Genomic DNA, 13,290 nt, shown 5'->3' on the forward strand with positions numbered 1-13,290 from the left:
CGCCTACGAGGACGGTCGTTCCCCGCTCTCCAGCTGCTCCACGACCCAGCGCGCCCAGTCGCGCTGCAGCTCGAAGTACCGCCGGCCGAACTCGGCGGCGAAGCGCGCATATCCGTGCGGCTGGCCGGGCGGCGTCGAGTCCTCGATCTCCTTGATCGCGTGGGTGAGGTCGATCGCCCTCTGGTCGCTGGTGCCGGCCATGCGCTCGGCGAGCACGCGCACGTCGGGCAGGTCCAGCGAGGACAGCAGGAACAGGCGGAGCACGAACTCGTTGCGCGGCGGGGTCTCGCCGAGCGGGCTGAACATCCAGCGGCGCAGCTCGGCGCGGCCGGCGTCCGTCACGCCGTAGACCTTGCTCCCGCGCGACCCCTCGTCGACGACCTCGACCAGGCCCTCGGCCGTCATGCGTTTGAGCTCCGGATAGATCTGGCTGTGGCCGGCGTTCCACGCGTGGCCCGACAACGTCTGCTCGAACCGCTTCGTGAGGTCGTAGCCGTTCTGCTGGGTGTCGGCGAGCAGCCCCAACAGGGCGTGACGGAGGGACATGCCAGCAGTCTAACCTGTCGAAATCAACATGTCGAGATCGTCATGTCACGGCCGTCATGACGATGTTGACATGTCGAATGTGACATGTCATGGTTGCCACGTGGATGACGACAAGCCCGGCTGGATCGGAGACGCACGATGAACAAGACCCCCGGCTTCGTGGCCATCATGGCGTCCTTGCTGTGGGACGTCGGCCTGTCCCTCGCGGCCTACTTCGTGGCGCACTGGCTCGGCGCGAGCGACTACGTCGCCCTGCTGGCCGGCTCGGTGGTCGCGCTCGCCCGGGTCCTCTACGTCGCCGCCCGGGCGCGCAAGTTCGACGTGTTCGCCGCCGTGATGCTCGGCGTGTTCCTGGTCGGCCTGGGCCTGTCCTTCCTGACCGGCGACGCCAAGTTCCTGCTCATCAAGGAGTCCTTCGGCACCGGCATCGCCGGCCTGGCCTTCGTCGTGTCCTGCTTCGTCGGCCGCCCGCTGATCTACCACGCCTCCCTGCGGATGCAGGAGGGCGACCCGGCCCGGGTCGCGGAGTTCGAGCGGAAGTGGAGCGAGCTGCCGGGGTTCCGTCGCAGCTTCCGCATCATGTCCGCGGCGTGGGGCGCGGGCCTGCTCTTCGACGCGGTCGTGCGCATCCCGCTGGTGCTGGCGCTGTCCACCTCGGCCGCGGTCACCGCCTCGACGGTGCTGTTCGTCGCGACGATGGTGCTGCTGGCGCTGTGGAACGTCCGCTACGTCAAGCGGATCCAGGCCCGGGCCGCGCGGCTCGAGGCGGCGCTCACGCCCGCAGCGCCGGCCTGAGCACCTCCGCGCACCACCGCCGGAAGCCCGTCGGCGCGCGACGGGTTTCCGGCGCGAGGTCGTACACGTCCCGCTCGTTCTGCACCGCGGCCATGTCGGCCAGCCCCTGCGCCCAGGCCTCGCTCATCCCGTGGCCCAGCATCGTCGCCCGGTAGTCCTCGAGCGCGGCCCGCCGGAACTCGATCGGCCGCCCCAGCACCTCGGACATGACCGCGGCCATCCCGTCGGGGGAGAGGTCGTCGGGGCTCACCACCGGCACGTCGCCGTGGCCGGTCCAGGCGTCGTCGAGCAGCAGCCCCGCGGCCGCGGCGGCGATGTCGCGGGTCGCGACCGCGCGCAGCGGCCGATCGGCGGCGTTGGCCAGCCAGAATTCGCCCCGGTCCCGGATCCCGGCCGCCTGGGTCAGCAGATTTTCCATGAAGAACGGCAGGCGCAGCACGCGGAAGTGCGCCCCGGCGGCGTCGAACAGCTCGTCCATCGCCAGCGCCGCCGAAATGTGCCCGGCGTCCTTCGCCACGCCGCGGCCGAGGCTCGACACCGCGACGATGCGCTCGACGCCGTGCTCGCGGACCGCGTCGCACGCCACGCGGGCGAAGCGCAGGTAGTGGGCGTCGACGTCCGTGGTGCGCGGTTCCGGCGGTACCACCAGGAACACCGACGCGGCCCCGGCGAACGCCGCGGCGGCGACCTCGGGATCGCCGTGGGATCCGGGCACGACCTCGACGCGCTCGCGGATGTGCGGGGGGAGGCTCGCGGGGTCGCGGACGACGACGCGGACCGCCGCCGAGCGGTCGACGAGGTCCTCGACGAGCTGCCGGCCGATCTGGCCGCTGGGTGTCGTGATCACCATCATGGGACCAACCCTCCGCCGCGGGGGCCACGAGCTGAAGGATCGCTCCGGTCCCGGTTGTTACCCTGGGGGTCATGGAGTCCCGGCCGCTGCGGCAGTTCCTCGCCGTCGCCGAGGAGCTCAACTTCACCCGCGCGGCCGAGCGGCTGGGCATCGCCCCGCCGCCGCTGTCCCGGGCGATCCGCAAGCTGGAGGCGGAGCTCGGCGTCGCGCTGTTCGAGCGCAGCACGCACCGCGTCGTGCTGACCCCGGCCGGGGAGGTGCTGCTCGAGCAGGCCCGCATCGCGCTCGACGCGCTGGAGGCCGCCGGGCGCCGGGCCCAGCGCGCGGCCGGGCCCGGCTCGAAGCCGATCCTGGCCGTCAAGGCCGACGGCGACGCCGGGCTGCTGGAGGAGATCCTTGCCCGCAACGCGGCCGAGCCCGGCTCGACGCCGTTCGCGGTCCGCCTGTGCGGCTGGGCGGAGCAGCCGGATCTGCTGCGCCGCGGCGAGGCCGACGCTGCGCTGCTGTACCGCCCGTTCGACGACACCGGCCTCGACGCCGAGACGGTGGCCGTCGAGCCGCAGGTGGCCGCGCTCGCGGCGGCACACCCCATGGCCGCCCGCGACACCGTCCTCCTCGCCGACCTCGGCCTGCCGGACAGCCCGGCCGAGCTGCAGCGGCACGCCGGCGAGATCGTTCAGCGGCACGGCGTGCGCGACCTGGCCCAGCTGCTCAAGCTCGTCGAGCTCGGCGTCGTCGTCTCGCTGCTGCCGGAGTCGGTCGTCGGCCGGTACCCGCGCCCCGGCGTCGTCTACCGCCCCGTGCCCGACGCCCCGCCGGCGGTCCTGGCCATCGCCTGGCCGCAGCAGTCCCGGTCGAGGGCCACCGCCGCGCTCGTGCGCGCCGCCACCTCGCTCGCGAGGTCCTGACCCGCCCCTCGGGGTCGACCAACGGTCGTGGGGAGGGTGCACCCCTCCCACGACCGCCCCCGTCCGCCCCCGCTACCGGTACGACGAACGGCGGGCGCCGAAACAGACGCATCTCCCCGGGCGAGCTGTCCCCGGCGGGCGCGACCGAGCACGGTGTCGCGGTGGCGGCCCTCGGCGGCGCCAGCTTCACCGTCCGCGCGCACGCGGCCGGCATCGCCGAGCTGGGCGCGCGGGCGGCCGGCGCGGAGGCGGCCCGGGTCATGACCGAGGTCGACGCTCCATACCGCGCTGCTGCTGCTCTGCGACGGCACCGCGATCGGCCCGCACGAGATCGTCCGGGGCGCCTACTCGGTGGTCGGCGCGACCGTACCGCTCGTCGGCGGCCTGACCGCCGACGGCCGGCAGTTCCTCGGCGACCGGGTGCTGCCCGGCGGCGTCGTCGGGGTCGCGATCGGCTCCGACCGCCCGATCGGCATCGGCATCGCGCACGGCTGGCGCGCCCCGACTTCGCGGGCCACGTGACCCGCGCGCCCCCGCTCGACCCGGCCGAGCTGCCCGCGCTGCTGCCCGCGCTCGCCCTGAACCGCGCCGCCTGAGCTGGGGCCCCGCCCGAACGGCAAGGGGCCGGGCGATCGCCCGGCCCCCTCCTGGTCACGCCGGGCGAGCACCCGGCCCTGCGTCCTTACGCCGGGATCAGCGGCCCTGCAGCGACTTCACGTTGTCGCCGAAGGTCCAGCTCTTCGAGCCGTCCCAGTTGATCGACCAGTCCATCAGGCCCTTGATCTGGCCCGACACGCTGTTCCAGGACTGCGACACCAGCGACGGGGTCATGTAGCCGCCGCCGGCGCCCGACTGCGCGGGCAGGCCGGGGACCTGCTTGTCGTACGGCACCCGGATCGTCGTGCCCTGGATCGTCAGGCCGGCGTTGAGGCAGTTGGTCTGGACCGTGAAGCCCTGGACCGTGCCGGCCGAGTACGAGTCGCCGGAGCAGCCGTACATGCTGCCGTTGTAGTACTGCATGTTGAGCCACCACAGGCGGCCGTTGTCGACGTACTTCTTGATGATCGGCAGGTACGCGCCCCAGATGGAGCCGTAGGTGACGCTGCCGCCGGTCACGTACGCCGTCTCCGGCGCCATGGTGAGGCCGAAGTTCGACGGCATCTGCGCGAGCACGCCGTCGATGATGCGAATCAGGTTGGCCTGCGACGTCGAGAGCGTGCCGATGCTGCCACTGCCGGTCAGGCCGGTCTCGATGTCGATGTCGATGCCGTCGAAGTTGTTGGCCTTCAGGATCGGCACGATGGTGGCGATGAACCGGTCCGCGACCGTGGAGGAGCTCAGGTCGATGCCGGCCGCGGCGCCGCCGATCGACATCAGCAGCGTCATGCCGCTCGCCTTGGCCTGGCACATCTCCGCCGGGGTCGGCACCTTCACGCCCGCGTCCATGCCGTTCTCCCACAGCACCGTGCCGTCGGAGCGGATGACCGGGAAGGCCAGGTTGATCACGTTGTACCCGTGCTGCGCCATCCGCGCGTCGGTGATCGGGATCCACCCGAGGCCCGGGTGCACGCCGTTGGACGCGCCGTCCCAGTTCTCCCAGTAGCCCTGCAGCACCTTGCCGGCCGGCCGCGACTTCACGCCGCAGGTGCCGCCGGTCGGGGAAGTCGAGGTCGTCGGCGACGTCGACGGGGAGCTGGACGGCGACTTGCTCGGGGAGGCCGACGGCGACGGGGACGGGGACTTGCTCGGGGAGGCCGACGGCGAGGGGGACGGCGTGCCACCGCCGCCGGTGCAGGCGCCGAGATCCTTCCACAGCGACGGCGTCGCCGCCGGGTTCCAGCCGGCGCCCACATAGGCGGTGTGGGTCACCAGAGCCTGGTACGTGTGACCGTTGTAGGTCACCTGCGTGCCGACCGTGTACGTGTTGCCCTCAGCCCAGTTGGGCGCGGTGCAGGCGGCCTCGGCCGCGCTGCTGACGGCCTGCGCCTGGAGCGTGGGCGCGAGGACCAGCGCCGCCACGACGGCCGCAGCCGCGCCGACTACCAGGGCGAATGTGCGACGACGAGATCTCACGGGACCTCCTGCCCATCGATGGATCGATGAGCAGGGACGCTATCAGTTAACACTATTAAATGTAAGGGTCGGGAACCTTAAAGTGGCGACAGCCGATCCCCGTCAACGAGCGCGCGGCGGGCGCCGCGCGCCCGGGCATGGGGTCGTACCTGGTGGCCGAGGTCCCTGCGATTCTGCGCCGACCGGCCAGCAGGTTCGCGCGCGTGACGAGCGGCCCCGCCGCCCGAGGGGCGACGGGGCCGGATCACAGCGGTCTTGCGGCGGTCAGCCCCGATCGCGCGGCGGCTGCGCCCACGGCGAGGTGGGCGGAGTGTCGCGGCGCGGCCGGGTGTCGACCGCCTCGGTGGCGTCGCCGTCCGGTGAACCCTGCTCGGCGCCGGGCTCCCGCGCGCCGGGCTCCCGCACGGCGGTCTCGCGCGCGGCGCGCTCGGCGGCCAGCCGGTCGAGTTCGGACTGCGCGCCGGCGCGCCGCTCGGCCTCGCCGCGCGCGAACGCCGCCCGCCGCTCCGCCTGCTCGGCCGCGCTGACCGTCCCGCCCCCGAACCCGAAGTTCGCGGTCGCCTCGGCGTCCGCGACCGGCTCCGAGGGCGGCCGGAACCGCGTCGTCGCCTCGCCCGCGTCGTCGCCCGGGCCGCCGCTCGTGACGGACCCGAAGCCGGTCGCCGCGGTGGAGGCGTCGGCGACGGCGGCGGACGACGGGGCCTGGAGCCGCGTGAACGGATCGGCCGCCGGCTGGGCCTTCAGGACAGTGGTCGGCTCGGCCGTGTCCGCGTTCCCGGCGGGCGCCCCCTTGGGCGGGGCGACCGGCTCGAGCGGCGCCATCGGCTGGAACCGCCCCCGCGGCCCGGCCTTGTCCTCGTCCTCCACCGACACCACCGGGTGCTCGCCGGCCTCGCTCGGCGCCGCGTGCCGCGGTCGCGAGGGCACCGGAGACTGATGCCCAGGGTGGAACGCCTCGGTCTCCTCCTCGCGCCCGGGCCGCGACGCCACCGCGAACCCGTCGAACGACGGCCCGTCCAGGATGGATTGTTCTTCGGGGACCGGCCCACGGGCGGCGCGGGACGGCAGCCCGCTCGGCGTCGCCGGCGCGGACCCGCCCGCATGCAGCGGCCGCGTGGCGTCCTCGTCCGGCGCGCTCCCGGTGCCACCCGGCGCGGGAACGACCGGCCAGGACCCCGACGGCCCCAGCTCGGGACGCCCGGGCGGCGTGGAGGCCGGCGGCGCGGGGGCCGGCGATGCGGCGGGGTGAGCGGACACCGGCGGAGCCGTGACCGGCGGCGTGGACACCGGCGCAGGCGTGGTGGAGACGGTCGGCTCCGTGGCCCTGTCAACGGCCGCCGGCGGTGCGCCGGCACCCCGGCTGTACGCGATGGCACCCTCCGGCGCGGGGCCAGAGGGCGACGCCGCGACGGTCTCGGTGGGCGCGGGCGGGGTGGCCGGCTGCCCACCACCGTACGGCGGAGGCGGCGACATCGGCACGGTCGGCGGACGGACGGGAAGCTCACCCGTCACGGAACCGGCGGACCCGGGACGAGCCCCGGCCGGCGCCCCGCTCCACGGCGTGGCTCCAGCCGCTCCAGCCGGCCCCGGCGGCACGGACCCACCGGCCGGAGTCATCCCGGTCGGCGATCCGGCACCGCTCGGGGCCGGCGGCTGCGGCGGGGCTGCGTACTCGGGCGTCAGCCAGGCCGGATCGCCGGGACCCCCGACGGTTCGAAGCGGCGGAGCCGCCGGCCCACCGACGCCGGGCGGAACAACACCGGGCATCGGAGGGGTGGCGACGGGCGGTGGCGCGGAGGCGGTGCGATCGAACCGGCTCGGCGGAACGGCCTGCGGAGCCACCCCGGCCGGCGTTGGCGGAAACGGCCCGGGCGGCGAACCGGGCTGCCCGACCGCCGACGCAGGCAGCGTGACCGCGGGCGGTGCGGAGACCGTCTGAGCCGGCGGACCGGATACGACGGGCGGACCGGATACGACGGGCGGACCGGATACGACGGCCGGACCGGATACGACGGCCGGACCGGACATGACAGGCGGACCGGATACAACCGGCGGGCCCGACGCGACCGGCGGCGCGAAGGCCGGGTAGCCGGCGGGGGCGCCGCCGGACACGGGCGGCCCGCCCCGCGCCGGGACGGGCTGCGTCTCGTCGCTGGCCGGCGCCTGGAAGCCGCCCTGTGCCGGGAAGCCGCCCTGTGCCCCGAGACCGCCCTGCGCACCGAAACCGCCCGGCGGCGGGTAGCCGCCGGGGGCGGCGGCGGGCAGGACCGAGGTGGGCGCCGCCGGGAACGCGGTGGTCTGGCTGGGCGCCCCGCCGTACGGCGGCCGGGCGGCCACCGGCGGAGCGGCGCCCGGACCCTGGCCCAGCGGGTACTCGTGGATGTCCGTGGGCGCGTCCGCACCGGCCGTCCCGAGCGGAACCGCCGCCGGCCAGGCGCGCCAGCGCTTCACGCTCACGGCCGCGACGAGCAGGGCCAGGCCCAGCACCGCGGTGGTGCCGTTGGTGACGGGCACGGTGAGGTCGACCGTCAGGCCGGGGATCTCCAGGTCCTTCGGCATGCTGTTGAGCGCCGAGAGCGGATCGATGAAGAGGCTGACGTACGTGGCGAGCAGCGCCAGGCCGGCGACGATCGGGCCGAGGGGGGAGATGCGCAGGGTGGCGATGAGGCCGATGAGCAGGCCGGCGCCGAGCAGGTACGCGGCGGGCGCGAGCAGGTCGACGGAGTCGAAAGCGCCGTGTCCGACCCACTTCCCCACGGTATCCGTGGATTTCTGTTGACCGATGGCGATCAGCAGCCACGCGAGGGGGGCGATGAATATCCCCGCGATCAGGCTTCCGACGTGTCGCATGAGTCGCACCGTACCGTCTTTGGCATGACCGAGCACACTGGCCGACCGACCAGCCGTCCCACTGGTTACTCGCGGGTAACGCTGAGCCGGATCATGACCGCGGTCGACGTGAACCTGTACGGCACGGTGCACGGCGGCGTGATCATGAAGTTTATCGACGACGTGGCCGGTGCGGCCGCGGCGCGGCACAGCGGCGGGATCGCGGTGACCGCCTCCATCGACGAGATCGTGTTCGTTGAGCCGCTGCGGGTGGGTGACCTCGTGCACGCGTACGCGCAGGTCAACTGGACCGGCACCACGTCGATGGAGGTCGGGGTGCGGCTGGAGGCGGAGCGGTGGGACGAGGTGAGCGAGTCCGCGCCGGTCGTGGTCGCCACCGCGTACCTCGTGTTCGTCGCCGTCGACGCCGATGGCAAGCCGCGCCCCGTGCCCGCCGTCGTGCCGGACTCGCCGGAGAACGAGGGGCGGTGGCGAGAGGCGGAAATCCGACGCGAGCACCGCCTCGCCCGCCGGGATGCGATCCAGCGCCACCGCTCGGCGCGGTAGCCGGCAAGACGCACGTCCGGATCGCCACGTGGGCGCGACACACTGGAGCGAGGGATCGGGTAGGGGAGGCCCACACTGAGCGATCGTTCGGGCGTACCGCAAGATGGTCCAATGGCGAAGGTGCTCTGGCGACCCCCGGCGGACGTGCTCGATCGCACCCGGATCGGGGCGTTCCTGCGTTGGGTGGAGGCCGAGCGCGGCGAGAAGTTCGAGGACTACGCGGCGCTGTGGCAGTGGTCGGTGGACCGCCCCGCCGAGTTCTGGCAGGCGATCTGGGACCACTTCGAGGTCGTGGCCCAGGCGGAGCCGACCGCCTCCCTCGCCGACGCGCGCATGCCGGGCGCGAAGTGGTTCCCCGGCGCGCGGCTCAACTACGCCGAGAACGTGCTGCGCATGCCCGGCGTCGCCGACGACGAGCCGATCGTGCTCGCCCGGTCGCAGACCCGCGGCCCGGTGACGCTGACCGCCGCCGAGCTGCGCGAGCAGGTCCGCCGGGCGCGGGCCGGGCTGCGCCGGCTCGGGGTGGGGCCGGGCGACCGGGTCGCCGCCTACGCGCCGAACATCCCGGAGACGTTCGTCCTGCTGCTCGCGACGGCCAGCCTTGGGGCGATCTTCTCCAGCTGTGCGCCCGAGTTCGGCACCCGCTCGGTAGTGGACCGCTGGCGGCAGATCGAGCCGAAGGTGCTGGTCGCCGTCGACGGGTACCGCTACGGCGACAAGATCGTCGACCGCGCCGCCGAGGTCGAGGCGATCCGCGCGGAGCTGCCGTCGCTGGAGCACGTCGTGCGGATCGGACACCTGCACGAGGGCCATGAGGGCACGGACTGGGCGGCGCTGACCGCGGAGACGGACGAGCCGTTGGCGTTCGAGGCGGTGCCGTTCGAGCACCCGCTGTACGTGCTCTACTCCTCCGGCACGACCGGCCTGCCGAAGCCGATTGTGCACGGCCACGGCGGCATCCTGCTCGAGCACCTCAAGATGCTCGCCCTGCACCACGACCTCGGGCCCGGCGACCGGTTCTTCTGGTTCACCACCACGGGCTGGATGATGTGGAACTACCTGGTCTCCGGCCCGGCGGTAGGCGCGGCGATCGTGCTCGTCGACGGCAACCCCGCTCACCCCGACCTGGGCTGGCTCTGGCGGGTCGCGCAGGAGACCGGCACCACATACTTCGGCACGTCCGCGCCGTTCCTGCTGTCCTGCCGCAAGGCCGGCCTGGTGCCGAAGGACATCGCCGACCTGAGCCGGCTGCGCGGCGTCGGCTCGACCGGGGCGCCGCTGCCGCCGGAGGGCTTCGACTGGGTCTACGAGGCGGTCTCCGCGGACGTGCTGCTGGCGTCGGCCTCGGGCGGTACCGACGTGTGCACCGCCTTCGTCGGCGGCGTGCCGCTGCTGCCCGTGCGGTCCGGCGAGATCGCCTGCCGTGCGCTCGGCGCCCGCGTCGAGGCGTATGCGGCGGACGGCAGCCCGGTCGTCGGCGAGCTCGGCGAGCTGGTGATCACGGCGCCGATGCCCAGCATGCCCGTCGGCTTCTGGGGCGACGAGGACGGCTCGCGCTACGCCGACGCGTACTTCGGCACATACCCGGGCGTCTGGCGGCACGGCGACTGGATCACCATCGACGAGAGCGGCGCCTGCGTGATCACCGGCCGCTCCGACGCCACCCTCAACCGCGGCGGCGTGCGGCTGGGCACGAGCGAGTTCTACTCCGTCGTCGAGGGCCTCGACGAGGTCGTGGACTCCGTGGTGGTACACCTGGAAGACCCGGAGGGCGGCGCCGGCGAGCTGCTGCTGTTCGTGGTGCTGCGCCCCGGCGAGTCCCTGGACGACGCCATGCGCGCGCGCATCGCGCGGGAGCTGCGCACCGCGCTCTCCCCGCGGCACGTTCCGGACCAGGTCTTCCAGGTCGACGCCGTACCGCGGACGCTGTCGGGCAAGAAGCTCGAGGTGCCCGTGAAGCGGATCCTCACCGGCACGCCGGTCGAACAGGCGGCGGCCAAGGGTGCCCTGGTCAACCCCGAGTCGCTGCGCTACTTCGCCGAGATCCGCGCCGCCCGCGGCTGACGGCCCGCCAGCTCAGATCGCCACCTCAGATCGCTACGGCCTGCTCGGCGGCGGCGCGCGCGGCCAGCTTCTCCGGGTCGCTGTTGACGCTCAGCACGATGCTCGCGCCGGCCGCGAGCGGGCCGACCAGCCACTCCACCGGGTCGGGGTGAGCGACCGCGTCGACGAGCAGCCGCCCGCCCGGCAACGCCAGCGCGCGGGCGCGCTCGACGAGCTCGCCGGTGCCCTCGCCGCCGACCGGCCCCGGGTAATGGTCGCCGAACTGCCGCACCTCGGCCACGTAGTCCGCCCAGCCGGCGGGCACGCCGCCGCGCATCGGCAGGCCCATCGGGGCCAGGCCGAGCACGTAGCGGTCGGCGGGGCCCGGCGCGCCGGTCTCGACATCCCGTTCGGCGACGGCCAGCGACGCGAACTCGACGTCGGCGCCGGCCATCGTTGCCTGGGAGGTCGGCTCGCCGTACGCGACGCGCAGCCCCGCCGTCCAGGCCCCCAGCAGGATCGCCGCCGTCTGCCAATGCGCGGGCAGGCGCACCGCGGCCGCGTCGCCGGGGCCGAGGCCGCACCCGTCGACGAGCAGGTTCGCGGTCTTCGACACCCAGTTGGCCAGCGTCGCGCCCGACAGTTCGGTCCGCTCGCCCGTCGCGTCGTCGTAGAACGTCAGGAACGGAAGTGACGGGTCCTTACCGACAATTGCCGCAAAGAGTGAAGGAATTGTATTCCTCATATGTCCAAAAAATCCCTTCCATAGCATCTCACCCGGGTTTCTAGCGAGATGGGGCGAGCGAGATGGGTGTCTGGGCAACGCGACGATACCGGCGCGGCGGGATGCTCGCCGTCGCCGGCTGCGCACTCGTGCTCGTCGCCGCCGGCCTCACCGGCGGGGGCGCCTCGGCCCGCCCGAACATCAAGGGCGTCGGCGAACTGCAGCTCGGCCAGCCCGGTGACCAGCCCGTTCCCGGCGACTACACCGGCGACGGGCGCGCCGAGCCCGCGATCTGGCGCCCGTCCACCGGCCTGTGGGCGATCCGTGCGATCCGCGAGTGGCACTTCGGCGAGCCCGGAGCGATCGCCGTTCCCGCCGACTACAACGGCGCCCGGCGACGCAGCAGTTCACGATCGGGGGCCAGTCCCCGGTTCGGCTCGGCGACCCGGGCGACACGCCGGTGCCCGGCCAGTACGACGGCGACGGCCGCGCCGACCTGGCCGTCTACCACGACGGATGGTTCGAGATCCGCGGCGTGGGCAGGTACGCGGTCGGCGCGCCGGGAGACGTCCCGATGCCACTGTTCTGATGCGGTGAAAACAACACGTGAGTTGATTCAGGCTGAATCCTGGGTGGAACTCATGTCGCTAGTCGCGTCGTGGACATCGATCACCGGCGGATCGGGCGTAGGCTTGCCGAGACCGTCGCATCGAGTCCAGAAGGAGTCGCCAAGTGACCCCCGGCCGTCCGCCACGCGTGCTTGTTGACGCCACGAGTGTCCCAGCCGACCGAGGCGGTGTAGGGCGCTATGTCGACGGTCTGCTAGGAGCACTGGGCGTGCTCGACGCCGATCTCGCCGTCGTCTGTCAACGCACGGATGCCGAGCGTTACGGCCGGCTCCTGCCGAACGCGCGCATCATGTCCGCCCCGGCCGCGGCGGCGCACCGCCCGGCCCGCCTCGCCTGGGAGCAGACCGGCCTGCCGATGCTCGCCCAGCAGGTCGGCGCGCAGGTGCTGCACTCGCCCTTCTACACCTGCCCGCTGCGCGCCGGCTGCCCGGTGACGGTGACCGTCCACGACGCGACCTTCTTCACCGAGCCGGAGCACTACGACAAGTCCCGCCGCACCTTCTTCCGCTCCGCGATCAAGACGTCGCTGCGCCGCGCGAGCCGGGTCATCGTGCCCAGCAAGGCGACCCGCGACGAGCTGATCCGCCTGCTCGACGCCGATCCGACGCGCATCGACGTGGCGTACCACGGGGTGGACCCGGAGGCGTTCCACGCGCCCAGCGAGGACGAGAAGGCCCGGGTGCGGGCGCGGCTGGGGCTCGGCTCGACGGAGTACATCGCCTTCCTCGGCGCCAAGGAGCCCCGCAAAAACGTGCCCAGCCTGATCCGCGGCTGGATCTCCGCCGTGTGCGACCGGCAGGACCCGCCCGCCCTGGTGGTGGCCGGCGGGCAGGGGCACGACGACGAGATCGACGGCGCGATCGCCGAGGTGCCGAGCCACCTCCGCCTGCTGCGGCCGGGGTATCTGCGATACGCCGACCTGCCCGGCTTCCTGGGCGGCGCGGTCGTGGCGGCCTATCCGTCCTTCGGCGAGGGCTTCGGCCTGCCGATCCTGGAGGCCATGGCCTGCGGCGCGCCCGTGCTCACCACGCCCCGGCTGTCCCTGCCCGAGGTCGGCGGTGACGCCGTGGCCTACACCGGACCGAGCCCCGACGAGATCGCCCGCGACCTTGCGGCGCTGCTCGACGACACGGAGCGACGTAACGCTTTGGCAAAGGCGGGTGCCGCGCGCGCCAAGGAGTTCACCTGGGAGTCGAGCGCCGAGGTTCACCTCGCCGCGTGGGCCAGAGCCGCGGGACCGCGCGGGTATTAGGCGGGTATTAGCCCGGTGACTCCGAACATCACCTTCCGAAACCGGCAAAGGCGATATTGGTAATGGTTGCG

12 protein-coding genes are annotated in these 13,290 nt (G+C 73.5%); 7 read left to right on the forward strand and 5 right to left on the reverse strand.

The window, feature by feature from the left end; all coding sequences use genetic code 11:
* Positions 1–3 precede the first annotated feature (3 nt).
* Positions 4–546: a PadR family transcriptional regulator gene (locus tag ACGFI8_RS09705; RefSeq protein WP_392802371.1), complete on the reverse strand. Its 543-nt coding sequence runs from the start codon at positions 544–546 to the stop codon at positions 4–6.
* Positions 547–684: 138 nt separating this feature from the next.
* On the opposite strand from ACGFI8_RS09705, the gene ACGFI8_RS09710 reads away from it, so the two are divergent.
* Positions 685–1,341: a VC0807 family protein gene (locus ACGFI8_RS09710; protein WP_392802373.1), complete on the forward strand. Its 657-nt coding sequence runs from the start codon at positions 685–687 to the stop codon at positions 1,339–1,341.
* On the opposite strand, the gene ACGFI8_RS09715 is transcribed toward ACGFI8_RS09710, so the two are convergent.
* Complete coding sequence (locus ACGFI8_RS09715) at positions 1,319–2,194, reverse strand: NAD(P)H-binding protein (protein WP_392802376.1); 876 nt, start codon at positions 2,192–2,194, stop codon at positions 1,319–1,321. The genes ACGFI8_RS09710 and ACGFI8_RS09715 overlap by 23 nt on opposite strands.
* Positions 2,195–2,265: 71 nt before the next feature.
* Here ACGFI8_RS09715 and ACGFI8_RS09720 point away from each other — a divergent pair, with 71 nt between their 5' ends.
* Both ACGFI8_RS09720 and ACGFI8_RS09725 read left to right on the forward strand, forming a co-directional pair.
* Positions 2,266–3,102 (forward strand): LysR family transcriptional regulator, encoded by an 837-nt coding sequence (locus ACGFI8_RS09720; protein WP_392802379.1) that lies wholly within the window; start codon positions 2,266–2,268, stop codon positions 3,100–3,102.
* 330 nt (positions 3,103–3,432) lie between these two features.
* Positions 3,433–3,624, forward strand: a complete 192-nt coding sequence (locus ACGFI8_RS09725) for an FIST N-terminal domain-containing protein (RefSeq protein ID WP_392802888.1) — start codon at positions 3,433–3,435, stop codon at positions 3,622–3,624.
* 171 nt (positions 3,625–3,795) lie between these two features.
* Here the strand turns inward: ACGFI8_RS09725 and ACGFI8_RS09730 are convergent, their stop codons facing one another.
* Both ACGFI8_RS09730 and ACGFI8_RS09735 read right to left on the reverse strand, forming a co-directional pair.
* Entirely contained in the window at positions 3,796–5,175 is a 1,380-nt protein-coding gene (locus tag ACGFI8_RS09730; protein ID WP_392802382.1) for a carbohydrate-binding protein, read from the reverse strand.
* A gap of 264 nt (positions 5,176–5,439) precedes the next feature.
* Positions 5,440–8,025, reverse strand: a complete 2,586-nt coding sequence (locus tag ACGFI8_RS09735) for a hypothetical protein (RefSeq protein ID WP_392802385.1) — start codon at positions 8,023–8,025, stop codon at positions 5,440–5,442.
* Positions 8,026–8,049: 24 nt separating this feature from the next.
* Between ACGFI8_RS09735 and ACGFI8_RS09740 the strand changes: the two genes are divergently transcribed.
* Together ACGFI8_RS09740 and ACGFI8_RS09745 are read left to right on the forward strand one after the other, a co-directional pair.
* Positions 8,050–8,571 (forward strand): acyl-CoA thioesterase, encoded by a 522-nt coding sequence (locus ACGFI8_RS09740; RefSeq protein WP_392802387.1) that lies wholly within the window; start codon positions 8,050–8,052, stop codon positions 8,569–8,571.
* Between the two features lie 111 nt (positions 8,572–8,682).
* On the forward strand, positions 8,683–10,635 hold the full coding sequence (locus ACGFI8_RS09745) for an acetoacetate--CoA ligase (protein WP_392802390.1): 1,953 nt from the start codon (positions 8,683–8,685) through the stop codon (positions 10,633–10,635).
* 25 nt (positions 10,636–10,660) lie between these two features.
* Here ACGFI8_RS09745 and ACGFI8_RS09750 read toward each other — a convergent pair whose 3' ends face one another.
* On the reverse strand, positions 10,661–11,359 hold the full coding sequence (locus ACGFI8_RS09750; protein WP_392802393.1) for a TIGR03089 family protein: 699 nt from the start codon (positions 11,357–11,359) through the stop codon (positions 10,661–10,663).
* Between the two features lie 316 nt (positions 11,360–11,675).
* Between ACGFI8_RS09750 and ACGFI8_RS09755 the strand changes: the two genes are divergently transcribed.
* Together ACGFI8_RS09755 and ACGFI8_RS09760 are read left to right on the forward strand one after the other, a co-directional pair.
* Positions 11,676–11,927, forward strand: a complete 252-nt coding sequence (locus ACGFI8_RS09755) for a hypothetical protein (protein WP_392802396.1) — start codon at positions 11,676–11,678, stop codon at positions 11,925–11,927.
* 143 nt (positions 11,928–12,070) lie between these two features.
* A complete protein-coding gene (locus ACGFI8_RS09760; protein WP_392802399.1) occupies positions 12,071–13,219 on the forward strand; it encodes a glycosyltransferase family 4 protein in 1,149 nt (382 codons plus the stop codon).
* Positions 13,220–13,290: the final 71 nt, after the last annotated feature.

This window comes from Dactylosporangium sp. NPDC048998 (assembly GCF_043197855.1).
GTDB lineage: Bacteria > Actinomycetota > Actinomycetes > Mycobacteriales > Micromonosporaceae > Dactylosporangium.

Bases quoted from the DNA above. Each gene is read 5' to 3' on its own strand.
- ACGFI8_RS09705 (WP_392802371.1), bottom strand. From the start codon at position 546: ATGTCCCTCCGTCACGCCCTGTTGGGGCTGCTCGCCGACACCCAGCAG.
- ACGFI8_RS09710 (WP_392802373.1), top strand. From the start codon at position 685: ATGAACAAGACCCCCGGCTTCGTGGCCATCATGGCGTCCTTGCTGTGG.
- ACGFI8_RS09715 (WP_392802376.1), bottom strand. From the start codon at position 2,194: ATGATGGTGATCACGACACCCAGCGGCCAGATCGGCCGGCAGCTCGTC.
- ACGFI8_RS09720 (WP_392802379.1), top strand. From the start codon at position 2,266: ATGGAGTCCCGGCCGCTGCGGCAGTTCCTCGCCGTCGCCGAGGAGCTC.
- ACGFI8_RS09735 (WP_392802385.1), bottom strand. From the start codon at position 8,025: ATGCGACACGTCGGAAGCCTGATCGCGGGGATATTCATCGCCCCCCTC.
- ACGFI8_RS09740 (WP_392802387.1), top strand. From the start codon at position 8,050: ATGACCGAGCACACTGGCCGACCGACCAGCCGTCCCACTGGTTACTCG.
- ACGFI8_RS09745 (WP_392802390.1), top strand. From the start codon at position 8,683: ATGGCGAAGGTGCTCTGGCGACCCCCGGCGGACGTGCTCGATCGCACC.
- ACGFI8_RS09750 (WP_392802393.1), bottom strand. From the start codon at position 11,359: ATGAGGAATACAATTCCTTCACTCTTTGCGGCAATTGTCGGTAAGGAC.